At 40.5% G+C, this 21125-nt stretch carries 24 protein-coding genes; 20 read left to right on the top strand and 4 right to left on the bottom strand.

Annotated features, from left to right (window positions below; translation table 11 throughout):
- Position 1: 1 nt before the first annotated feature.
- Positions 2-1171 carry an MFS transporter gene (locus tag AC4CS8_RS09040; RefSeq protein ID WP_493892866.1) on the top strand — a complete coding sequence of 390 codons (1170 nt, stop codon included), beginning with the start codon at positions 2-4 and terminating at the stop codon, positions 1169-1171.
- 227 nt (positions 1172-1398) lie between these two features.
- Here AC4CS8_RS09040 and AC4CS8_RS09035 read toward each other — a convergent pair whose 3' ends face one another.
- Positions 1399-2571, bottom strand: coding sequence for an IS110 family RNA-guided transposase (locus tag AC4CS8_RS09035; RefSeq protein ID WP_248044936.1), 1173 nt, complete (start codon positions 2569-2571; stop codon positions 1399-1401).
- A gap of 269 nt (positions 2572-2840) precedes the next feature.
- Between AC4CS8_RS09035 and AC4CS8_RS09030 the strand changes: the two genes are divergently transcribed.
- The 4 genes from AC4CS8_RS09030 (at position 2841) to AC4CS8_RS09015 (ending at position 6311) form a co-directional block, all read left to right on the top strand.
- Positions 2841-3467 carry a GNAT family N-acetyltransferase gene (locus AC4CS8_RS09030; protein ID WP_493892865.1) on the top strand — a complete coding sequence of 209 codons (627 nt, stop codon included), beginning with the start codon at positions 2841-2843 and terminating at the stop codon, positions 3465-3467.
- On the top strand, positions 3458-4186 hold the full coding sequence (locus AC4CS8_RS09025) for a pseudouridine synthase (protein ID WP_493892864.1): 729 nt from the start codon (positions 3458-3460) through the stop codon (positions 4184-4186). Before AC4CS8_RS09030 ends, AC4CS8_RS09025 begins: the two co-directional genes overlap by 10 nt.
- A gap of 130 nt (positions 4187-4316) precedes the next feature.
- On the top strand, positions 4317-5546 hold the full coding sequence (locus AC4CS8_RS09020; RefSeq protein ID WP_493892863.1) for an NAD/NADP octopine/nopaline dehydrogenase family protein: 1230 nt from the start codon (positions 4317-4319) through the stop codon (positions 5544-5546).
- Positions 5547-6311 (top strand): aspartate/glutamate racemase family protein, encoded by a 765-nt coding sequence (locus tag AC4CS8_RS09015; RefSeq protein WP_493892862.1) that lies wholly within the window; start codon positions 5547-5549, stop codon positions 6309-6311. It begins immediately after the preceding gene.
- A gap of 40 nt (positions 6312-6351) precedes the next feature.
- Here the strand turns inward: AC4CS8_RS09015 and AC4CS8_RS09010 are convergent, their stop codons facing one another.
- Positions 6352-6933 (bottom strand): xanthine phosphoribosyltransferase, encoded by a 582-nt coding sequence (locus AC4CS8_RS09010; RefSeq protein ID WP_493892861.1) that lies wholly within the window; start codon positions 6931-6933, stop codon positions 6352-6354.
- Between the two features lie 215 nt (positions 6934-7148).
- Here AC4CS8_RS09010 and AC4CS8_RS09005 point away from each other — a divergent pair, with 215 nt between their 5' ends.
- The 7 genes from AC4CS8_RS09005 to AC4CS8_RS08975 all read left to right on the top strand — a co-directional run bounded on the left by AC4CS8_RS09005 (position 7149) and on the right by AC4CS8_RS08975 (position 13497).
- Positions 7149-8456, top strand: coding sequence for a nucleobase:cation symporter-2 family protein (locus AC4CS8_RS09005; protein WP_493892860.1), 1308 nt, complete (start codon positions 7149-7151; stop codon positions 8454-8456).
- 164 nt (positions 8457-8620) lie between these two features.
- The gene (locus AC4CS8_RS09000; RefSeq protein ID WP_493892859.1) at positions 8621-9610 is read left to right on the top strand and encodes a zinc-binding dehydrogenase; all 990 of its coding nucleotides are present in this window, start codon (positions 8621-8623) and stop codon (positions 9608-9610) included.
- Positions 9585-10034, top strand: coding sequence for a MarR family transcriptional regulator (locus AC4CS8_RS08995; RefSeq protein ID WP_172094785.1), 450 nt, complete (start codon positions 9585-9587; stop codon positions 10032-10034). The genes AC4CS8_RS09000 and AC4CS8_RS08995 overlap by 26 nt, the downstream gene beginning before the upstream one ends.
- Positions 10027-10758, top strand: coding sequence for an ABC transporter ATP-binding protein (locus tag AC4CS8_RS08990; RefSeq protein WP_318819332.1), 732 nt, complete (start codon positions 10027-10029; stop codon positions 10756-10758). The genes AC4CS8_RS08995 and AC4CS8_RS08990 overlap by 8 nt, the downstream gene beginning before the upstream one ends.
- Positions 10758-12272, top strand: a complete 1515-nt coding sequence (locus AC4CS8_RS08985; RefSeq protein WP_493892858.1) for an ABC transporter permease/substrate-binding protein — start codon at positions 10758-10760, stop codon at positions 12270-12272. The genes AC4CS8_RS08990 and AC4CS8_RS08985 overlap by 1 nt, the downstream gene beginning before the upstream one ends.
- 11 nt (positions 12273-12283) lie before the next feature.
- The gene (locus AC4CS8_RS08980) at positions 12284-13045 is read left to right on the top strand and encodes a nuclear transport factor 2 family protein (protein ID WP_493892857.1); all 762 of its coding nucleotides are present in this window, start codon (positions 12284-12286) and stop codon (positions 13043-13045) included.
- Positions 13046-13176: 131 nt separating this feature from the next.
- Positions 13177-13497, top strand: coding sequence for a DUF5966 family protein (locus AC4CS8_RS08975; RefSeq protein WP_493892856.1), 321 nt, complete (start codon positions 13177-13179; stop codon positions 13495-13497).
- A gap of 12 nt (positions 13498-13509) precedes the next feature.
- Here AC4CS8_RS08975 and AC4CS8_RS08970 read toward each other — a convergent pair whose 3' ends face one another.
- Entirely contained in the window at positions 13510-14361 is an 852-nt protein-coding gene (locus AC4CS8_RS08970) for a helix-turn-helix domain-containing protein (RefSeq protein ID WP_493892855.1), read from the bottom strand.
- Between the two features lie 169 nt (positions 14362-14530).
- Between AC4CS8_RS08970 and AC4CS8_RS08965 the strand changes: the two genes are divergently transcribed.
- The 7 genes from AC4CS8_RS08965 (at position 14531) to rpsO (ending at position 19113) form a co-directional block, all read left to right on the top strand.
- Positions 14531-15142, top strand: coding sequence for a radical SAM protein (locus AC4CS8_RS08965; RefSeq protein ID WP_493892854.1), 612 nt, complete (start codon positions 14531-14533; stop codon positions 15140-15142).
- 32 nt (positions 15143-15174) lie between these two features.
- A complete protein-coding gene (locus AC4CS8_RS08960) occupies positions 15175-15363 on the top strand; it encodes a hypothetical protein (protein WP_493892853.1) in 189 nt (62 codons plus the stop codon).
- 58 nt (positions 15364-15421) lie between these two features.
- Positions 15422-15583, top strand: a complete 162-nt coding sequence (locus AC4CS8_RS08955; RefSeq protein ID WP_493892852.1) for an epipeptide YydF family RiPP — start codon at positions 15422-15424, stop codon at positions 15581-15583.
- Positions 15584-15644: 61 nt separating this feature from the next.
- Positions 15645-16265, top strand: a complete 621-nt coding sequence (gene yydI, locus AC4CS8_RS08950; RefSeq protein WP_105117320.1) for a YydI family epipeptide exporter ATP-binding subunit — start codon at positions 15645-15647, stop codon at positions 16263-16265.
- Position 16266: 1 nt separating this feature from the next.
- Positions 16267-16992 (top strand): YydJ family epipeptide exporter permease subunit, encoded by a 726-nt coding sequence (gene yydJ, locus AC4CS8_RS08945; protein ID WP_105117321.1) that lies wholly within the window; start codon positions 16267-16269, stop codon positions 16990-16992.
- Between the two features lie 365 nt (positions 16993-17357).
- Complete coding sequence (locus AC4CS8_RS08940; RefSeq protein ID WP_493892851.1) at positions 17358-18635, top strand: uracil-xanthine permease family protein; 1278 nt, start codon at positions 17358-17360, stop codon at positions 18633-18635.
- A 208-nt stretch (positions 18636-18843) separates the two neighbouring features.
- A complete protein-coding gene (gene rpsO / locus AC4CS8_RS08935) occupies positions 18844-19113 on the top strand; it encodes a 30S ribosomal protein S15 (protein ID WP_002938849.1) in 270 nt (89 codons plus the stop codon).
- 146 nt (positions 19114-19259) lie between these two features.
- Here rpsO and AC4CS8_RS08930 read toward each other — a convergent pair whose 3' ends face one another.
- A complete protein-coding gene (locus AC4CS8_RS08930) occupies positions 19260-20087 on the bottom strand; it encodes a MurR/RpiR family transcriptional regulator (protein WP_493892850.1) in 828 nt (275 codons plus the stop codon).
- A 126-nt stretch (positions 20088-20213) separates the two neighbouring features.
- Here AC4CS8_RS08930 and murQ point away from each other — a divergent pair, with 126 nt between their 5' ends.
- The gene (murQ, locus tag AC4CS8_RS08925) at positions 20214-21125 is read left to right on the top strand and encodes an N-acetylmuramic acid 6-phosphate etherase (RefSeq protein ID WP_493892849.1); all 912 of its coding nucleotides are present in this window, start codon (positions 20214-20216) and stop codon (positions 21123-21125) included.

Here is a 21125-nt window from a genome sequence, read left to right as displayed (position 1 = left end):
AATGAAACGAACTCTAGAAAAGGTGAGCTTGCTAGCCTTATCGACAATGTTAGTATCCACCTTTGCAGTATCACCAGCTATTCCGCAGATGATTGAATATTTTGCTCAGGAAGGAATCGTGGCTAGTCAGGTGGAAAACTTGATAACGGTGACTTCTCTAGCTATCATGGTTGCACTTTTGCTAAATGGATTTATTGTCCGATTCTTGTCGGAACGCAACATTATCATTGCAGGGCTGTTGCTGCTAGCAATCGGTGGGGCTTTGCCTATGTTTCTAACTGCCTATCCCTTGATTTTTCTTGCACGGATTTTGTTAGGTCTAGGGATAGGTTTGATTAATGCACGTGCTATCAATATTATTGGTAATTTTTTCACAGGACAAGAGCGTTTGCAAATGCTTGGTTTGCGTGGTTCAGCAGAGGTGCTGGGAAGTGCAGGGCTCACCCTTCTTGTTGGTTGGTTGACCCAGTTTGGTTGGCAATCTGCCTTCTTAGTCTATCTCTTTGCCTTGGTCATTTTGGCCCTCTTTCTTCTTTTTGTCCCAAAAGAGGAGTTTCTTGCTCGCATGGAGGTCAAGACAGATGAGAATGCGTCTAAGATCAAATTGGAAGGTGCTATGTGGAGGATGGGGGTCTATCTAGCATTTTTAGCTTTCTTTGTTATCAATGTCAATACCTTCTTGACCATTCGTATCCCGCAAATTGTATTGGCAAAGGGCATCGGTACGGCACAAGAGGCTAGTCTGATTCTCAGTCTTATGCAAGTCATGGGGATTGTGGCAGGGACGGTCTTTAGCAGCTTGGTTGGTCGCTTGAAGGGCTGGCTTTTAGCGGTTTCCTATGTGGTTTTTGGTCTTGCAGTTGTTGGTATTGCTTTTGCGGACAATCTGTGGATACTAGGTCTTGGTGGTATGGTTTCAGGATTTTTCTATAGTATTATTCTGACCATTGTCTTTAGTCAGGTAACGGATCGGACACCTAAGACCTTGCTCAATGCGGTTATGACAATCGTCCTGATGGGTTGCAATATCGGTGGTGCGACATCTGCCATTTTGCCGACTTATCTAGAAAAACTCAATCCGACATCGACAGGTGCCTTTGGGATTTATGCCATCGGCTGTGCCTTGATTAGTATTGGTTTGATTTACCAACAAGTACGATTGAAGAAATAGGGAGTGGGAAAGAACTCGACTAGCCCAGAAAGAGTTCGTTTTCCCACCCCCCGCCAGTTGATTAGGTCAGATTTGGAGTGTAAAACACGAACAAATCTGCCAATCAACCACTGCGCTGAGATGTTGACACGAATTCTGAGAAGTGCGCTGGACTTTTTATACGAAAACTCAAAAGAATGCAAAAACTCCCTCCCTATGATATAATCAAAGTGAAAAAATTTTTTATGTTAGGCTACTAGCTCGTCCCTAGTAGTCTTTTTCTGTGCTAAAAATTCAGGATACGTTATCTGCTCTTGTAAGAGGATATAAGCTATTTTTAATAATTGATGTGCAAGGGCAATTGTTGCTTTTTGTGAACCACGCCGACTTTGAATCTGATAAAATCGTTCAGCTAGAGGACTACCTTTTTGGTTCCTGGCGGCGAAAGCGGCTTGGCATAAACATTTCTTCAAATAAGAATTTCCGTGTCGAATCTTGGTACTTCGTTTTTTACCCGCACTCTCATTATTACCTGGACAAAGTCCAGCCCAAGAAGCTAAATGTCCAGCAGTAGGAAACTGACTCATGTCAACACCAACCTCAGAAATAATAACGGAGGCTGTAATGACATCAATGCCTGGGATGGAATCCAATATTTCTACATGGTTTTCATATTGTGATAGATAGACATTCATTCGCTCTTCCAACAACCCAATCTGCTTCTGATAAAAATCATAAATCTCCAATGACTGCTTTAACATAAAGCGGTGATGGTCAGAAAAATAGCCATCCAAGGCTTCCATAAGCTGCGGTACTTTCTTCTTCAAGCTGGTGTAAACTGATTGATGGACAATGCGAGGTGTGATAGGCGTCCCATCAACCAGTAGCTGAAGGAGATTGCGACCAGATAGTCCCATTATATCTTCGATATAGGTTGTTAGCTTGATACCACCTGATTGAAGAATTTTATGGATACGGTTTGTTTCTCGATTGCGACTTTCCACATAATGTTTTCGTTGTCTGGTCAACTCCCTCAATTCTTGAATGGTTTCATCGGGAACGAAACTCCGAGGAAGCAGACCAATTCGTGTTAATTTGGCAATCCAGTGAGCATCCTTCTTGTCGGTTTTCTGACCTGGAATAGCCTTCATGTGGGCTGGTTGAGCGAGTATCAACTTGAAGTCATCACATAGAGCATGCCAGACAGGTCGCCAATAAACACCTGTACTTTCCATACCAACAGCTTCCACATGAAATTGACTGAGAAAATCGTGGCAAGCACGTAGGCCTTTAGTCGTTGTATCAAACGTAGCCATCTCACGCTTTGGACGAGTTGAGGTGAGTGGTCCGTGTAGGATACAGACAACGATATTGGCTTGATGGACATCAATACCTGCACAAGATTGATAGAGAACATCCATGATAATTCCCTCCTTCTAAAAATTAGAGAGCTTATCTACCGAATTTTTGTCGTATTTTTATACTCATGCCTATCGCATATTTTGGGGTGCTCGTCAGTAGAGTGGATCAGTTTTGCCCTCGATTATTAGAATCATTAAGTCGTCAACCACAAAGCCCTCACTAAGATTATACACCTAGTGAGGGCTTTATGTTCGTTTTCATTATTCTGTGGGTGAGGGCGGAGCCATCATGGATGTATTGCCCAGCCTCTTTTTGGTATAATGGTCTTATGCTAGAGAATAACCGTTTGAATGAATTGATGCTACGCTTTCCCGAAGATGTCCAGTTGATTTTTAAGGACATGATTCCCTCCTATCAGTTGGGCTATGTGGATTATGTCTATCAGACAGATAATCACGCCACCCAAAACCGACGGATTAAAAACTTAGCTAAAAATTTTCGGAAGATGGATTATTTTTACATCATGCCCTTGCCCCAGGATTTGGCTTTAGAAATTGCTAACCAATGGCACTACCAACCTCCTTTGGATGTCTATAATTTCTCTGTCGATTCGGCAGCCTATGCAGAGTTGATTTCATCAGAGGCGCGTGGGGAACGTTATTTTGCAGTTATCCGCAATGCCGCCCTTATGGGTTATTTCTGTATTGACCAAGATGGTGCGACAGTTGACATTTGTTTGGGGATGAAACCCTCTTTGATAGGTCTGGGAAATGGCAGATCTTTCTACCAAACTATTGAAGACTACATAGTGGAGCAGTATCAGCCAGATAGCCTCAAACTGACAGTAGCCTTCTCTAACCAAATTGCTCAGACTCTTTTTAGAGCTGTTGGATTTACAGAAAGAGAAAAGCAAGCAGAATATATCAAAATGGAAAAGAAAGTACAATGCGATTAGATAAATTTTTAGTGGACTGTGGTGTCGGCAGTCGGACAGAAGTCAAGAAACTTCTGAAAAACAAGCAAGTAACAGTTAACGGTCAAGTTGAAACCTCTCCCAAACAGCAGATTAATGAAAAGCAAGACCGGATTGCAGTAGCGGGGCAAGTGTTAAGTCATGAAACCTTTGTCTACTATCTCTTGAACAAACCAAAAGGTGTCATTTCTGCAACCGAAGATGCCAATCATCGGACTGTTTTGGACTTGCTAGATGACACTGCACGCCATAAGGAAGTTTTTCCAGTTGGTCGTCTAGACATCGATACGCACGGTCTTTTGCTCTTGACCAATAATGGGCAGTTAGCCCATGCCATGCTTTCTCCCAAAAAACATGTGGATAAAATCTATCGTGCTCAGGTTGATGGGGTCATGACTCAGGAGGATGTAGAGCGATTTGCGGTAGGGATTGAGCTGAAAGATTTTACCTGTCAGCCTGCCCTATTGACTATCCTGTCTACAGATGAGATCAAACAGACTTCGTTAGTTGACATCACTATCCGAGAAGGGAAATTTCATCAGGTCAAACGCATGGTACAAGCTTGTGGCAAGACGGTAATGGATTTGGAACGTTTATCCATGGGGCCTTTGGTGTTAGATAAGGACTTAGCTTTGGGGAGCTACCGTCGTTTAACTGCAGAGGAACTGGCTAGCCTAGAGATATTTGGTGTAGGGATATAAGTTAACTATTTTGTGGTAACAACTATCGTTTCAGCGATAGTTTTTTCTTATATCCTTGAATAGTTTATTGATATTAGACGAGACTTGTAAGGCTTGTTATACTTAAGGAAACAAAGGAATGGAGAAGAAGATGACGATAGAAGAATGGAAGCAAGCACCGATTGCGATTTTGGGAGCGGGTGCAGTTGGAAAGGCTGTAGGAGCGGATTCTAAGTTAGCTGGGAATCGTGTCCACTTGTTTGAGTTGCCAGAATTTGCAGGTCAGACGTTAAAAAATCTGGACAAGACAGGGGTCACCTTGACAGGTGGACAAAATAGTCTTTACGGTTTTGAGCGTAGCGGACGTGCCTTTTTTGACCTAGTGACAGACCGCATTGAAGAGGCTGTAGCAGGAGCCAAGATTGTCATTGTGGCGGTGCCGTCCATTGCCCATGACCAATTTTTTGAAGCCTTGGTGCCTGTCTTAGAAGATGGGATGATTGTTCATATCATTCCGGATAATTTTGGCAGTTTGAAACTTCGTAAGAAGATGAGAGAGTTGGGTTGTCAGAAGCAGGTTATTGTTGGTGGCTGGACCAGTGCCCCTTACGGAGCTCGGATTGTCAGGGAGGGCGGGGTCATGACGCCAAAAATTGAGTTAAAATATCGGGCTATTACGCTTCGGGGTGCAGCTCTGCCTTTGACCGACCAAGACATCTTCCTAGAAAGTTCACGGGCGATTGGGGCCTTTGATGCGATTACGGAAGGGGACGGTGTGACAGGTGGCCAGACTGTTTTGGATGTTGGTTTTAGCAATGTCAATCCAGTCCTACATTGTCCTGGTACGATTTTGGGGGCTAGCGTGATGGAGAATTTTGGTCGGATTTTCGGTGGAAATGATCCGCTCCAATATTCTATCTATTCTCATGCCTACAGTGAGTCAGTAGCAGAAGTACAATATGCGTTTTACTTAGAACAAGTACAGTTGGCCGAGGCGATTGGTGTTGATTTGCTTCGCTATCCAAAGGAAAATTTCTTGTCACGGACTAGTATTTTAGGGCCAGAATATATGGGAGATGATTGTATTGTTCCTTTTGATCAACAGTTTCCGATGGCTTATGGAACTGGTCCTTTCACTATTCAGGATCGCTATGTGACAGAGGATGTTCCTGTTGGATGTCATATCTATCATGAATTAGGGAAGAAATATGGAGTGCCTACACCAGTTATTGATAGTATGATTGTTTTAGGTTCTGTCATGACAGGTCGGAAATTCTTTGAAGAAGGTTTAACCTTAGAGGATTTAGATTTGGCTCATTTAAGCAAGGAAGAGACGCTAACTTACTTGGAGACAGGTTGCTTTCGAAAACGGGAGGTATAAATGACACATTTTAGAGCAAGTATTGAGAATGCGGATCAGCAGGATCAGTTTTATCGGGTGCAGGATGCTTCTGTGGCAGGCTTTTCTATCGGGATTATTACCATTGACTTTAACTATGTCAAGTTGCCAGGCAATGTGGCCAATGCGACTACTTTCTCTTTTCCAGTCGTCTATGAAGATATCGTATTGGAAATAGAAGATTTGTTCAATGGTGAGGAGAAGCTATTGGATATGGTCATTGAGGCGGCAAAAAAGCTGGAGAAAAAGGGTGTACGAGCCATTGTCGGTGCCTGTGGCTACTTTAATCATTTTCAGGAGCAAGTACGGGATGCAGTGGCCGTTCCGGTATATCTTTCTAGTGTCCTCCAAATTCCGTTGATAAAAATGGGACTCAAACCAGAACAGAAAATCGCAGTTTTGGTAGCTGATGGTGAAGGGGCGAATGCTGAATTTTTCGCAAAAGCTAATGCTGATATACAGGATTGCATCGTTCAAGAAATCGGTAGCCTTGAGTCGTTTGCTCCTATTCGCTACAACAAGCCTTATTTGGATAATGGTCGTTTAAAGGCGGATCTCATTGCGGTCGTCCAAGATTTACGAAAAAATCATCCAGAAATTGGAGCTATCTTATTAGAATGTAGTGACCTACCTCCTTATGCAGCAGCTCTTCATCGTGATACGGGGCTGCCAGTATTTGACTTTACAACTCTTATTAACTGGGTGCACTCGGCAGTGGTTCGTAAGGAATTTTATGGATATATGTGAGTGCTTGCTCACTAAAAAACGACCGTGGGGTCGTTTTTTCTTATGCATCCGCAGGGAAAAAGATAACTTCTCCATCTTGGAATTTTTCGATTCGTGCCAATGAAGTTACAGGAATGCCTGTCTCCAGTAGAATCTGGCGGCCATCTTGGAAGGATTTTTCAATGACAATCCCAACTCCAGCAACTGTTGCTCCGGATTGTTGGATGATATCGATGAGTCCTTTGGCAGCTTGTCCATTCGCTAAAAAATCATCCACAATCAGAACAGTGTCATCTGGTGATAAGAATTTACTGGCGATAGAGACAGTACTGGTCACTTGTTTCGTAAATGAGTAGACTTCAGCGGTTAAGATTCCTTCCGTCATGGTGATGTTCTTATGTTTTTTTGCGAAAATCATTGGCACCCCAAGACTTTCAGCGACATACAAGGCTGGTGCGATTCCAGATGCTTCGATGGTTACTACTTTTGTAATTCCTTTGGAACGATAGGTGTCGGCCAGGACCTGACCAATCTGCTTCATCAACTGGAAGTCAACTTGGTGGGTTAAGAATGAATCAACTTTTAAGATATTTTCTCCTAAGACTTGTCCATCTTTTAAAATACGTGTTTCTAAAGCTTTCATATTAATTCTATCCTCCAATCTGTACTATTGTGTATTATAGCATGTTTTTGTTATAAATAAAACAATAACCGAATTTTAATTTAAAAATAAAATAAATATTGTGCAAAAATAAACAAAATACGAATATTTTTAAAAAAAGCGTAGGAAATGTATTGATTTAAAGAACGTTTTCTGATAGACTAATACCATTGTTTAGGAATAAAGAAGGAGAAATAATGTCTCAGAAAACAACAAATGCCCGTCCGTCGGAAATGCTATATGGAATTGATGAACAACCACCAAAAGGGATGGCTGTTTTGCTTGCTTTTCAGCATATTTTAGCAGCTTTTGCAGGCATCATCGCAGTGCCTCTTGTCGTTGCAAGTGCCTTGGGCTTATCGGTAGAAGATACTTCTATTATGGTATCAGCCTCTATCTTTGTTGCTGGGATTGCCACCATTTTGCAATCTAAAGGTTTGGGGCCAATTGGTTCACGTGTCTCTGGTATGATGGGGACGGACTTTACCTTTGCCAATCCAGCAATCAGCGTTGGCAGTCAGCTTGGGGTTGCAGGTATTGTAGGTGCGACGATTGCTGGTTCACTGGTTGAAATTGTTCTTAGCCGCTTTGTGAAGCCCTTGATGCGGTTCTTCCCTCCCTTGATTACAGGAACAGTTGTATCCCTTATTGGTATCACCTTGATGCCAGTAAGTATGGATTGGGCTGCTGGTGGAGCTGGTGCTTCCGACTATGCTTCGGTTGAAAATATTAGCATTGCCTTTATCGTTTTGGTCTTCACATTGGCTTTAAATCACTATGGTAAAGGAATGCTGAAGACTGCATCAGTCTTCTTTGGGATGGTTTTTGGTTACATTTTATGTATCTTTCTTGGGAAGGTTGATATGGCAGCGGTAGGAGATGCGGCATGGTTTGCTTTGCCAAAGATTTTTCATTACGGTGTGAAATTTGATTTATCTTCTATTTTAGCCTTCATTCCAGCCTATGTTGTTTCCTTGATTGGCACAGTCGGAATTATGATGGCCATTGGAGAAGCTTCAAATCAAAAGATTTCTTCTGAGCGGGCAGCAAACGGTGTGTTAGCAGATGGTGTTGGTTCCTTGATTGCCGGTGTCTTTGGTGCTGGTCCAAATACAGCTTTCTCACAAAACGTTGGTCTCATTACTCTGACAAAAGTTGCTAGTCGTCATGTTATGATTCTTGCGGGTATTATTCTTACTTTACTTGGTGTCTTTCCAAAATTATCAGCTTTGATTTCCATCATGCCGCAGCCTGTTCTTGGTGGTGTTGGGATTATCATGTTTGGTTTGGTTGCAGCCCAAGGGATTAAGACTCTTGCAACGATTAAAATTGGAGACCGAGAGCTTTTGATTATTTCCATTGCCTTTGCGCTGGGGATTGGAGTGACCGTTCGTCCAGAATTATTGAGTCATCTTCCGTCGGCTCTTCAAATGGTCTTCTCATCAGGTATTTCAACAGGGACCCTGGCTGCACTTGTCTTGAATCTTGTCTTGAAGGAAAAATAAGTAGTTTGTCAAAATGAAATCAGTTTGATAAAAGAGGCTGAGCTCAAGTCTTAAAAATAGAAAACAGCTTAGAATTACTGGGAAGTAGATAGTCAAAAATATTGACTATCTTTCTTTTTCTGATATAATAGTAAAAAAGTTTGACTAATCAAAGGGGGATGCCTATGAAGGCTGTTGTAGTATCACAGGCTGGTGGGCCAGAGGTTTTGGAAGTAAAAGAAATTGCCAAACCGCAGGTGAAAACAGGCTGGTCCTTGGTAAAAATCAAAGGCTTTGGTATCAATCATTCGGAGATTTTTACTAGACAGGGTCTGTCACCAAGTGTAGTATTTCCACGGATTTTGGGGATTGAATTGGTCGGCGTCATTGAGAAAACAACAGAGCCAGACAGGTTACCAGTCGGACAAAAGGTTGTATCTATCATGGGCGAGCTGGGGCGGGCCTTTGACGGTGGTTACGCAGAGTACGCTCTGGTCCCTAATCAAATTCTCTACCCTGTCCAGACTGATTTGGGCTGGGCGGAGCTAGCTAGCGTCCCTGAAACCTACTACACTGCCTACGGTTCCATGAAAAATCTCAAGCTGGAAGCGTCAGATCGAATCTTGGTGCGTGCTGGGGCTAGCGGGGTTGGACAGGCCTTTGTCAAATTGGTGCGGAGCCAGTTTCCAGACCTGACTATCTACGCTTCTGTCCGCAAGCTAGAAAAGACCGATCAACTGTTGGCCTCTGGTTTCAGCCAAGTCATCCTAGAAAAAGAGGGACGATTGCAGACGGACCTGACCTTCAGCAAGATTCTTGAGCTGGTTGGTCCTGCTACTCTAGCGGATTCCCTGGCTCATCTGGAGGAGGGTGGTATCATCTGCTCGACGGGGCAGCTGGGTGGCAAGTGGTATCTGGAGGACTTTGACCCCATTGAGCAGTTGCGGCAGAATGTCTATTTGACTACTTTTTATTCGGGCAATGTCAATCAGGACAAGTTGCAGGAGATGTTTGACTACCTAGCTCGTTATCAGGTGCCAGTTGGGCCTGAGAAAATTTTTAGTTTGGATACCATACAGGAGGCTCACCGCTATTTAGAGGGGGCGGAGGCTTTAGGTAAGGTGATTGTATTGAATAGGGAGGAAGATGATGACAGAATTGAGACAGCGGAGTAAGAACTTGGCCCGTATCTTTGACCAGCAGGTCGGGCTCTACGAGGGTTATGCAAGGCGACAGGGGCTAAACGGCAAGTGCTTATCGATCCTTATGTGGCTTTATTATTATCCCAGAGGTGTGACACAGAATTTGGTCAGTAAGAAGACTTACTCTAGTAAGCAGGTGGTCAATGCCACCATTAAGAAATTTCTTGATAAGGGCTATGTCTTTTTTGAGGAAAATCCAGCAGACAAACGGTATAAGAAGTTCAAATTGACCGAGGAAGGCCGTGTCTATGCCAGTCGGATTTTGGACCCCTTGGAAGAGGCGGAAAAAACAGCCCTGTCCCAGTTCAGCTTGGAAGAACAGGAGCAGTTACTAGACCTCTTTGGTCGCTATGGACAGGCCTTGACGGAAATTTTAGGAGGAGAAAATGATGATTGAGTACCAAAATGTGTCCTTGACCTGTCAGGTCAGCGGGCCAATCTTGAAGAATTTGACCTTTGACATTCAAGAAGGGGAGTTCTTTGTCCTGATTGGACCAAGCGGTAGCGGAAAAACAACCACGCTGAAATTGATTAACCGCTTGATTGAGCAGACAGACGGAGATATTCGGATTCAGGGCAAGCGGCTGAAAGACTTTGACCTGCGTGAGCTACGCTTGGAAACTGGCTATGTCCTGCAACAGATTGCTCTATTTCCAAATATGACAGTGGCTGAAAATATCGCTCTCATTCCTGAGATGAAGGGCTTGAACAAGGAAGAAACCTTGAAAAAATCCAGACAACTCTTGACCAAGGTTGGTTTGGATCCGGACAGCTATTTGGACCGTTTGCCCAAGGACTTGTCTGGTGGAGAAAAGCAGCGGATTGGGATTCTGCGAGCGATCATTGCCAATCCCAAGGTCTTGCTGATGGATGAGCCTTTCTCAGCCCTAGACCCTATTAGTAAGGGGCAGTTGCAGGACTTAATCAAAGACTTGCATGAAGAATTTAAGATGACAACGGTTTTCGTCACGCATGATATGGACGAAGCGGTTAAGCTGGCAGACCGTATTTGTTTGATGAAGGCAGGTGAGGTAGTTCAGTTGGGCACGCCTGATGAGCTTCGCAACCAGCCTGCTAATGACTTTGTTGTTGAATTTATGAAAAATCGGGGAGGTGCCTAATGGAACAGTTGGTAACAACCTTTCTGGAACGCAAGGCGGACTGGCTGACAGCCCTCTTTGAGCACCTGCGGATTTCCCTTCTGGCCTTAATTATCGCCATTGCCATTGCGGTGCCGCTTGGCTTGGTCTTGTCTAACAAGAAAAAGTTGACCGAGTGGAGCTTGCAGGTGACAGGCGTTTTCCAGACCATTCCGTCCTTGGCACTGCTGGGACTTTTCATTCCCTTTATGGGTATCGGTACTTTGCCTGCAGTAGTGGCTTTAGTCATCTACGCCATTTTCCCCATTTTGCAGGGAACCTTGACCGGACTTTCGGAAATCGATCCCTCGCTAGAGGAGGCTGCGACAGCTTTTGGGATGACCAAGCTAGAAAAACTGCGTAAGTTCCAGCTGGCTCTAGCTATGCCTATTCTCATGTCTGGCATTCGGACGGCGTCCATTATGATTATTGGAACGGCAACGCTTGCTGCCTTGGTCGGTGCGGGCGGTTTGGGCTCTTTTATCCTCTTGGGAATTGACCGCAATGATTCGGCCCTGATTTTGATTGGGGCGGTGTCATCAGCCGTCTTGGCTGTCCTCTTTGGCTCGGTCATCAAGTTCTTACAGGACAAGAAGCCTCGTACTATTCTGGCGGCTCTCTTAGTGACACTTTTGGCAGTCGGAGCTAGCTATGTTCCGCTCAACCAATCGTCATCGAAAAAGCTAGTCATCGCTGGGAAATTGGGGGCAGAGCCTGAAATCCTCATCAATATGTATAAACTCTTGATTGAAGACCAGACGGATATCGAGGTGGAGCTGGAGCCAAACTTTGGCAAGACCAGCTTTCTCTATGAAGCCCTCAAATCAGGCTCGATTGATATTTACCCTGAGTACACTGGTACCATTACGACCACTCTTTTGACTAGTCCACCGTCCGACCTGTCCAACAATCCTGAGGAGGTTTATACCTACGCAAAAGAAGCGATTTTGAAGCAGGATAGCCTGGTTTATCTGGCTCCGACAGACTTTCAAAACACCTATGCCTTAGCTGTGACGGAAGACTATGCTCAGAAAAACGGTCTTGAAAAGATTTCGGATTTGGCAAAAGTGCAGCAGACTGCTGTCGCAGGCTTCTCTTTGGAGTTTAATGACCGAGAGGACGGGAATATCGGTCTGACCAATCTGTACGGCCTAAACCTCAATGTCAAAACCATGGAGCCTGCCCTTCGCTACGAAGCTATTAAAAATGGAGATGTGCAGCTAGTTGATGCCTACTCAACGGATAGCAAGATTGTTTCTTACAAGCTGAAAATCCTGGAAGACGACAAAGAGCTCTTCCCACCTTATCAGGCCGCTCCGCTATTGACCAAAGAAACCTTAGAGAACTATCCTGAGTTGGAGCAAGTTTTGGGGGTTCTTTCGGGCAAAATATCGACCGAGGAAATGACCCAGATGAACTATGCGGTCGATGTGGAAGGCGAGTCGGCAGAGCAGGTGGCCAGGGAATACCTCGAGAAAGAAAATCTACTAAAATAGGAGAAAATACTATGTCACATCAACTAGAAAATGCTAAAAATCTTTACCTTCGTGGCATTCGCGACGGGGAAATCAAGGAAGTTCATGAAAACTATATGGGAGCCACTTACACTCAGCACAGTACGGGTGTTCCTGATGAGAAAGAGGGCTTTGCGGCTTTCTTTGCGGATTTTTTCAAACGCAATCCCAAGCGGGAAATAAATATTGTTCGTGCCATTGAAGACGGAAATTTCGTCTTTGTCCATGTCCACCAGAAACTCAATGACGGTGAGGCTGAGTGGGTGACGGCGGACATTTTCCGTTCAGATGAAAATGGTCGTATCGTCGAGCATTGGGATGTCATTGATGCCTATCCAAAAACCATTGGCCAAACAGACCCGATTTACGCTGCCTTTGAATTGACGGACCTAGACAAGACTGAGGACAACAAGAAAATCGTCCGTCGTTTCTTGGTCGATGTTCTTCAAAATGGGGAAATCGAGAAGTTTGACAATTATGTGGCAGCGGACCTGATTCAGCACAACCAAGAAATCGCCCAAGGCGGTGCGGCCTATAAGGACTATCTGGTCGATAAGGCTGTCGACTACGATTTTGTCTTCAAGGTGATGGGACAGGGTGACTACGTCGTGGCTTATTCGAAAATCTGGATTGCAGGTCAGGACTACGCCCACTTTGACATCTACCGCCTCAAAGACGGTAAGATTGTCGAGCACTGGGACAACAAGGAAGTCATGCCAGAGAAAAAAGACTTGACCAATCTTGGTAAGTTTTAAGGGAAAAAAGCAGAGCAGGCAGATGATTTCTGTCTGTTTTTGTATAACCTCTAGTAATAAACCTACATAAAGCAATTGACTTATAGTTTACTATAAGTATTATAAGCAGTTATCCTAAAAAGAGGTGTAAGATGTTGGAGCAAATTCTACAAAGCCTTTTGATCATCGTAGCAATAGGACTGATATTTCTTATCCCTTATCAGATTGTGAAAGTTTCAGGTACTTTGTTTCTTATCGAGCTCATCAGTGGATTAGTCTTTATTGAAATCTATGGAATTTACCTCTTCTTTACCGAGAGATACCTCTATACAGAAGATTTAGCAGCTAATGGAGTTTGGAGTTTTACCACCTTCTATACTGGTTTTAATATTGTCATAATTGGTTTGGGTGTTTTAAGTATAGAAAACAGGAGAAAAAAAGAAAAATCTAGTTGGTTAATGTTAACCAACTAGATTTTTTATATATCAAGGATTTATAGGAAAATTCCTTACTAAATTTTCTATATATAATTCAAACATATTTGCAATCGAAGTGCTTCCTACAGTTTTGAAGAAAGAAATTATTGAATTGCTAATTTTCAAGTCAGTAGATTTTTTTTCTAAAAAATTTAAAACTTCATCAAAAAATAATATACAACTTTTTTCATAGAGACAATCATCATTTATTTTTAAATTTTTTATAGTTTCTAGTGTTGATTTTGCACGTCGCAAATCTTGTCTATCAATATAGAGAATAATCATATTAATAAACATTCTTATTGATTCGTTCCCATAATATCTAAGTGTCGAGTATTTATTCAGATTATAATTGACTTTAGAAAATACGAGTTCAATAAAGTTGTTGTCAAAAATGAACATGGAATTATTGAATAGAACGGTCTCATAGTGAGTCCATGTTTCTATATTAATAAGGTAAGTTTTCAAAAATTGTTCTTCTGCTTCAAAGTGCTTATTTGTCAATCGACCAATTAGTACTGAAATAAGTGCATGAAAAACTTGTTCTTTAATTGTCGATTTTGTAGAGTAATCATCTAAAAGCGTATTTAATTTTTGGGTATTCTTATTTTCAAAGTGAAGTTTTAAGTTCTCCATATCAAGGAATTCTTGAGGTGACTGAAAATTATTACTAATAAAAAGAAATTCATCTACATTAACATTTAAATTGTTTAGAATGTAAAAAAGTTTTTTTGAGGAGATATCAATTTCGTTTTTTACAAAACGGTAATAAGTTTGTCTGGATAAATAGTCACCACAAATCTGTTTTATTGAAAAATTTTTTTGATGCCTAATAAATTCAACTGTCTGGCCGAAATTCATTATAACTCTCCTATGTAACTTATTTGCAACCAGTATATATGATTTGCAACAAAAAATCAATATGATTTATACCACTGGTAATATAGTTGCATAAATAAGTGGAGGTAAAAGCTATGTGGTTACTACTATTATTCCTATAACTAAGTAATGAAATTAGAGGGACATTCTTATGAAAAGTATAGTTTTAAATTTAACACAGAAATGTAATGCGAAATGTGCTCATTGTTGCTTTGGGTGTCTGCCAAATTCTGATTATTATCTAACTGATTTTGAAATTGAAAAAATTGTTCAGTATGCTGAAAATCATGAAGATGTAAAAGTAGTATCATTAACAGGTGGAGAAGCATTATTAAGGAAAGCGAAAGTATTAGAAATTACAAAAAGACTTTCTTCAGTCGGCAAAGAAGTTACATTGATTTCAAATGGATTTTGGGCTACTAATGATCGCACTACTCGAAGAATTCTAACGGAATTAACTGAAGCAGGGTTAAAATATCTAACGATTAGTTTTGATGATTACCATGCTAAGTATATTCCAGTAGAAAATATTAGGAGACTACTTACGATTGTTAGGGAGTTCAAGATGGAAGTAGCAGTGAATATGGTTGCTGATAAAACTAATAAAGGGATTGGTTTACTGGAACAATTAGGAGAGAGTATTTTTGGGGTTCAAATTACAGTTGTACCTGCTTCACCAGTTGGACGTGCGAATAAAATAAATAAAGATGACTTGTACTTTAAGAATATTGCTGAGTTGTATTTCTATTGGGTATTATTTTAAATAATATTCTTTTGGTATATTTAGCAAAATATATGTCAATTGATATTATATTTAATTCTTTGCCTATAATGAATTCAGACGGGTATAAAGTCATTTTATCGTTGAAAGGTATTGAAGAAAAGAAAAATTTTGAAGAAAATAGTTGTTTCATTCAAATAATAAAAACAGTAAATATTTTATTGGCTATTGTATATACTATTTGGTTTATTTGGAGTTTATAACTAAAATTTTACTTGTTTCAGTGAGTAACCTGTCCTGCATATTGTGGAGGAAAAATTTATGAAACAATCAGAAAATATCAAACGTGAAACAAAAACTGTACTTAGTGATATGAATTTTGAAAAGGTTTTAACTAAAAAAAATGAATTGGATAATGTAAACGATTTATGGTATTTTGTTAAAAGTTCAAAAAATAGATGGATCGCAGGTTCTGCACACTAACTAATTGTTAATTTTTGGACAGGTTGCTTTCTGAAGCAGGTAAGATTTTGGAGGATGAGTGATGATAGTAAAAAATTATAACCTGGTAATCGGGAAAAAAGTTTTATTGAAAGACTCAGAATTATATTTCGAAGAAGGGACAATAAATCATGTAATTGGACGAAATGGTTCTGGGAAATCTCAACTTGCCAAAGATTTTATTTTAAATAGGGGAGGATATTTTTCAAAGAATATTCCGAATAGAACATTGGTTATTTCGAGTTATTCAAATTTACCCAAGGAATTGACGCTAAATGATGTGATAAAAACAGTAAGTTGGTCTTTGTCAACTGAGATTTATCGATTACTAGGTTTAGAAAATGTGCCAAATAATATTCCATTAAAAAAATTAAGTGATGGACAAAATCAGAAAATAAAATTATATATTTTATTATCTAGGAATAAAGAAATTATTATTCTTGATGAAATTACTAATGCACTTGATAAAGCTACTGTTAATGAAATTCATATTTTTTTAAAAAAATATAGTAAAAAACATCCAGAAAAAATTATTATAAATATTTCTCATGATTTGAGTGACATTAGAACATTGCATGGAAATTATTTTATTATTGATAATCAAAGATTATACCGAATTTCAACAGCAGACGAAGCAATAAAGTGGTATATAGGAGAAATTTAATATGTTAAAAACGGAATTTATTAAGTCGTTTAGAAATAAGACATTACTTTATATTTTTTCTTCTGTTATTTTATCTTATATTTTGGGTTATATTTTACCTGTTGGGATTGATAAAGTTAGTAAACTTAGTATAGGTGATTTTTATTTCAGTACTTACACAGTTTTTACCCAGTTTGGTTTTTTGTTATTTGGTTTTGTAATTGTCTATTTTTTTAATAAGGACTATGCTGATAAAACAATTTTATTCAACTTCTTCTCGGGTAACAATTCACTAAAATTCTTTTTTACAAAAGTGACAGTACTCTTATTTGAATTTGTTTTTTCAATTTTTATTTCTAATATTTTAACAGCATTATTACTTAATTTTAGTAGTTTCCATTTTATATTTTCTTTATTGATGTTTTCAGTAATTGTTCTTCAATATATCTTGATTATTGGCACAATTAGTTTAATATTTTCAAATTTGTTAATCTCGTTAGGAGTATCGCTATTTTATTGGATATTATCTATCATTCTTGTTGCCGTAGGAGGTTTTTTCAAATTCGTTGCAATTTTTGATGCATCTAATTATTTATATGTTCTAGTTGAAAAAGTATTTTCTAAAGGAGAGTTTATTAAACTATATGACTTTGTTGTTGTAATACCTTATATACTAATTTTAATTGTTCTAAGTTTATTTGTAGGAGTAATTTCGAATAAAAGATGGCTCAGAAATGGTCTATTATAAATAGAAAAATTTATATTAAGGATTACCTAAATTAGGTAGTCCTTTTCTTTATTGTGATAACTTTTCCAAGTCCATCTTGTTATGATGATGCTATCTTACGAAAAGTGGAGAAGGAATCGGATAAATAGCAGTAATCACCTGGCAGCATAGAACTCGCTCCCCCGCTCTGCTATTTTCCCGAACAATACTAAAAAGTCTCGAAAATTCCTTGCCAAAAACTACCACTTTGTGCTACAATACCAAAAGCGTAGGTTTTTAAACTCATCCCGTGAGGTGAGAAAGACAACAGGATAATTCATTAAGGGCCTATGACTATGTATATTTAGAAAGTCTGGGTCTTTTTGTGTACCCAGAATGGGAGATTTATGAGTACAAAAGCCAATCTTTTGTTTGATGTCCATGAGAAACCAGCACCGCTTCAAGGGATTTTGTTGAGTTTCCAGCACGTGTTCGCTATGTTTGGAGCGACAATCTTGGTGCCGCTGATTCTCGGTATGCCAGTTTCCGTGGCTCTCTTTGCATCAGGTGTCGGAACCTTGATTTACCAAGTGGCAACCCAGTTTAAAGTTCCAGTTTACTTGGGTTCATCCTTCGCCTACATCTCAGCTATGGCCCTCGCCATTAAGGAAATGGGCGGTGATGTGTCGGCAGCTCAGACAGGCATTCTCTTCGTTGGTTTGATTTATGTGCTGATTGCTGCACTTGTTAAAGTTATCGGCACCAAGTGGATTGACAGTCTCTTGCCACCAGTTGTCATCGGTCCGATGATTATCGTTATCGGTCTTGGCCTTGCCAACTCTGCGGTAACCTCGGCAGGCTTCGTTGCAGACGGTGACTGGAAAAACGTCGTAGTGGCGATTGCAACCTTCTTGATTGCGGCTTTTGTCAATACCAAAGGGAAAGGCTTCGCCAAGATTGTTCCTTTCTTGATTGCTATCATCGGTGGTTATGTGATTGCTATCTTCCTCGGACTAGTTGACTTTACACCTGTTCTGGAAGCAGCTTGGTTTGAATTGCCAGGTTTCTACCTACCATTTGAAACAGGTGCTTTCAAATCCTACAATTTCTACTTCGGTCCAGAAATGATTGCCATCTTGCCAATCGCAGTGGTGACCATCGCAGAGCATATCGGAGACCACACGGTTCTAAGCCAAATCTGTGGCCGCCAGTTCCTGAAGGATCCTGGTCTCAGCCGTACCTTGATTGGTGACGGTGTGGCGACTGCCGTATCTGCCTTTATCGGTGGACCTGCTAACACGACTTATGGTGAAAATACAGGGGTTATCGGTATGACCCGTATCGCATCAGTGTCCGTTATCCGTAACGCAGCCTTGATTGCCATTGCCTTCTCATTCTTGGGTAAATTTACAGCCCTTATCTCCACCATTCCAAGTGCAGTGCTTGGTGGGATGTCTATCTTGCTCTACGGTGTTATCGCCTCAAACGGTTTGAAAGTTTTGATTGAAAGCCGTGTTGATTTCGGTCAAGTCCGCAACCTGATTATCGCAAGCTCTATGCTTGTTTTAGGCCTCGGTGGAGCAGTTCTCAACATCGGTGCCATCACCCTTTCAGGTACAGCCCTCTCAGCCATTGTCGGCATCGTCCTCAACCTTATCTTGCCAAAGGCAGAAAAGGCTGAGTAAATGTGATGATATACAAGCAGAAAGTCAGCTCCGGCTGGCTTTTTTTGGAAAACTAGCAGAGCAGCTCAGCTAGTTCTCAAATCAGTTGACAAAAACTGAATTCCTTGATAGAATGAATGAGGTCCAAAAGGACAAATCTAGCTTTTTCTTGGTTACAGGTCGCCAACCTGTCACTCGGATTAGGCTCAAAAACAAAGGAGAACATATCATGGCAATCTCAAAAGAGAAAAAAAATGAAATCATGGCACAATATGCTCGTCATGAAGGCGACACAGGTTCAGTTGAAGTTCAAGTAGCAGTACTTACTTGGGAAATCAACCACCTTAACGACCACATCAAACAACACAAAAAAGACCACGCAACTTACCGTGGTTTGATGAAAAAAATCGGTCGCCGTCGTAACTTGTTGGCATACCTACGCCGCACAGACGTTAACCGTTACCGTGAATTGATTCACTCACTCGGACTCCGTCGTTAATTAGAAGGTATAGAAAAAAGCACAGCACAGTATCTTATATACTGAGCTGTGTTTTTTGTCTTTTTCACTATCATATGGATTGCTTGCTTCAATAAAAGATTCAATGGTGCCTAGGGGATTTGCTTTTGTAGGGGGCGTCAGGTGGTCTACCTGATTGCTTGTGTAAGATGTTTTGTTTGCTCTAAGATAGCTGTGACTTCTTGCTTATGATTCTGGATAAGTGCTAGGTAAAGCAAGTCGGTTAGGAAAAGTGAGTTGCTTCGTGATGTAATAGCCCCGACTCGAAGTTCATGCTCATGTCGTGGGATTCTAAATGTAATATCGGCTAAATCTGCTAATTGATTCTTACCAGTTCCTGTGATAGTTATCGTCGAAACCCCATTTTCTTTTGCAAAACGAAGTGGTTCTACGACTTCTTTTGTCATTCCGCTATAACTAATTCCGATTGCTAAGTCACCGTTTCTAGCGGTTGCAATATTGGCCATCTGAATATGTGTATCATGCGCAAAAATACATGTTTTACCAATTCTACTCAGCTTGTAGTAAAAGTCACTGCAAACAATACCTGATGCCCCAACTCCAAATAAATAAATTCGAGAAGCGTTTTGTAATAATGTTACGGCGGCTTCTAATTCTTCCAAGTTTAGAAAACTGACGGTTTGTTGATTTGAAATTGTTATTGAATGAATTAATTTAGTAGAAATAACGTCAATCGAATCTGATGGCGTGAAGTGAGCATTAAGTAAATCATCATATTTCGATTTGGCTATTTCTATCTTTAACTTATTAAAGTTAGAATAGCCCATTTTTTTACTGATTCGACTGATTGTAGCTGTTGATACTCCGGCGTTATCGGCTAATTGATAGATATTCATTGTTTCAATACGATGGATGTTCTCTTCAATATAATCCAATAATTTGTTTTCGGTAGGGGTTAAATTCTCTATCGAGTGATTTAAAATATTTCTATTCATAATGATTCCCTTCTAACATAGTCTGTTACAAAGTTACTTTTATTTCTAAAAAACATTGAAATAATAATACATAAGTTGTATAATACGATTATAGCAAACGTTTACAAAAAAAGAAAGGAGAATAAGATGGATATTGAACGATTGAATACAGAGCAGTCCAATCCAGACTCATTTGCTATTGAGACAATGTCTATTGGGGAAATCACCGCCTACATTAATCGTGAAGATGGCCTGGTTGCTTTAGCTGTACAACGCATATTGCCACAAATTAATGCAGTAATAGAAATAGTCGTTGACTGCTTGAAAAAGGATGGCAGACTGATCTATATCGGAGCGGGAACCTCAGGAAGGCTAGGAGTTTTGGATGCTTCGGAGTGTCCGCCGACTTTTGGAGTTTCTCCAGAGTTAGTACAAGGACTGATTGCTGGAGGAAATGGGGCTGTACGTGCCGCCAAAGAGGGTGCAGAGGATAACCGAGTAGCTGCTGTAGAGGATCTGCAACAAATTGGTATATCGGCTAAGGATGTGGTTATCGGGCTTGCCGCTTCGGGCAGGACTCCATATGTCCTTGAGGCAGTCACATATGCTCGTGAAATTGGAGCTAAGACGGCCAGTATTTCCTGTGTACAAGATGCGGAAATCTCCCCATTGGTAGATGCTCCGATTGAAGTATTAGTTGGACCAGAGGTTGTAACGGGATCTAGTCGAATGAAAGCTGGGACAGCTCAAAAAATGATTCTGAATATGATTTCTACCACCTCGATGATACAACTAGGAAAAGTTTTTCGAGGATTCATGGTAGATGTGCAACCGACCAATCAAAAATTGATTCAACGAGCAAAAAGAATTATTTGTGAAACAACTGGCTGTACAGAGATGGAGGCGGAACATATTTTTCAACAAGCCAACCAAGACGTGAAATTAGCCATCTTGATGCAGTTGAGTCAACTTGATCAAATAGAAGCAAAAAAACTTCTGGAAAACTATCATAATCACATTTCATTCGCAATTCAATCAATTTTGGATAAGGAGAATTAA

The organism is Streptococcus sp. NSSLK0004 (assembly GCF_059039125.1).
Note: the sequence above shows the minus strand (reverse complement) of the source record. Positions and strands in the feature narration are given on the sequence as shown.

Bases quoted from the DNA above. Each gene is read 5' to 3' on its own strand.
- yydI (WP_105117320.1), top strand. From the start codon at position 15,645: ATGATAGTAAAAAATTATAACCTGGTAATCGGGAAAAAAGTTTTATTG.
- AC4CS8_RS09010 (WP_493892861.1), bottom strand. From the start codon at position 6,933: ATGAAAGCTTTAGAAACACGTATTTTAAAAGATGGACAAGTCTTAGGA.
- AC4CS8_RS08970 (WP_493892855.1), bottom strand. From the start codon at position 14,361: ATGAATTTCGGCCAGACAGTTGAATTTATTAGGCATCAAAAAAATTTT.
- AC4CS8_RS09005 (WP_493892860.1), top strand. From the start codon at position 7,149: ATGTCTCAGAAAACAACAAATGCCCGTCCGTCGGAAATGCTATATGGA.
- AC4CS8_RS08975 (WP_493892856.1), top strand. From the start codon at position 13,177: ATGTTGGAGCAAATTCTACAAAGCCTTTTGATCATCGTAGCAATAGGA.
- AC4CS8_RS09020 (WP_493892863.1), top strand. From the start codon at position 4,317: ATGACGATAGAAGAATGGAAGCAAGCACCGATTGCGATTTTGGGAGCG.
- AC4CS8_RS09025 (WP_493892864.1), top strand. From the start codon at position 3,458: ATGCGATTAGATAAATTTTTAGTGGACTGTGGTGTCGGCAGTCGGACA.
- rpsO (WP_002938849.1), top strand. From the start codon at position 18,844: ATGGCAATCTCAAAAGAGAAAAAAAATGAAATCATGGCACAATATGCT.
- AC4CS8_RS08940 (WP_493892851.1), top strand. From the start codon at position 17,358: ATGAGTACAAAAGCCAATCTTTTGTTTGATGTCCATGAGAAACCAGCA.
- AC4CS8_RS08960 (WP_493892853.1), top strand. From the start codon at position 15,175: ATGTCAATTGATATTATATTTAATTCTTTGCCTATAATGAATTCAGAC.
- AC4CS8_RS08955 (WP_493892852.1), top strand. From the start codon at position 15,422: ATGAAACAATCAGAAAATATCAAACGTGAAACAAAAACTGTACTTAGT.
- AC4CS8_RS09015 (WP_493892862.1), top strand. From the start codon at position 5,547: ATGACACATTTTAGAGCAAGTATTGAGAATGCGGATCAGCAGGATCAG.
- AC4CS8_RS09030 (WP_493892865.1), top strand. From the start codon at position 2,841: ATGCTAGAGAATAACCGTTTGAATGAATTGATGCTACGCTTTCCCGAA.
- AC4CS8_RS08930 (WP_493892850.1), bottom strand. From the start codon at position 20,087: ATGAATAGAAATATTTTAAATCACTCGATAGAGAATTTAACCCCTACC.
- AC4CS8_RS09040 (WP_493892866.1), top strand. From the start codon at position 2: ATGAAACGAACTCTAGAAAAGGTGAGCTTGCTAGCCTTATCGACAATG.
- AC4CS8_RS08985 (WP_493892858.1), top strand. From the start codon at position 10,758: ATGGAACAGTTGGTAACAACCTTTCTGGAACGCAAGGCGGACTGGCTG.
- murQ (WP_493892849.1), top strand. From the start codon at position 20,214: ATGGATATTGAACGATTGAATACAGAGCAGTCCAATCCAGACTCATTT.
- AC4CS8_RS08965 (WP_493892854.1), top strand. From the start codon at position 14,531: ATGAAAAGTATAGTTTTAAATTTAACACAGAAATGTAATGCGAAATGT.
- AC4CS8_RS08990 (WP_318819332.1), top strand. From the start codon at position 10,027: ATGATTGAGTACCAAAATGTGTCCTTGACCTGTCAGGTCAGCGGGCCA.
- AC4CS8_RS09035 (WP_248044936.1), bottom strand. From the start codon at position 2,571: ATGGATGTTCTCTATCAATCTTGTGCAGGTATTGATGTCCATCAAGCC.
- AC4CS8_RS09000 (WP_493892859.1), top strand. From the start codon at position 8,621: ATGAAGGCTGTTGTAGTATCACAGGCTGGTGGGCCAGAGGTTTTGGAA.
- AC4CS8_RS08995 (WP_172094785.1), top strand. From the start codon at position 9,585: ATGACAGAATTGAGACAGCGGAGTAAGAACTTGGCCCGTATCTTTGAC.
- yydJ (WP_105117321.1), top strand. From the start codon at position 16,267: ATGTTAAAAACGGAATTTATTAAGTCGTTTAGAAATAAGACATTACTT.
- AC4CS8_RS08980 (WP_493892857.1), top strand. From the start codon at position 12,284: ATGTCACATCAACTAGAAAATGCTAAAAATCTTTACCTTCGTGGCATT.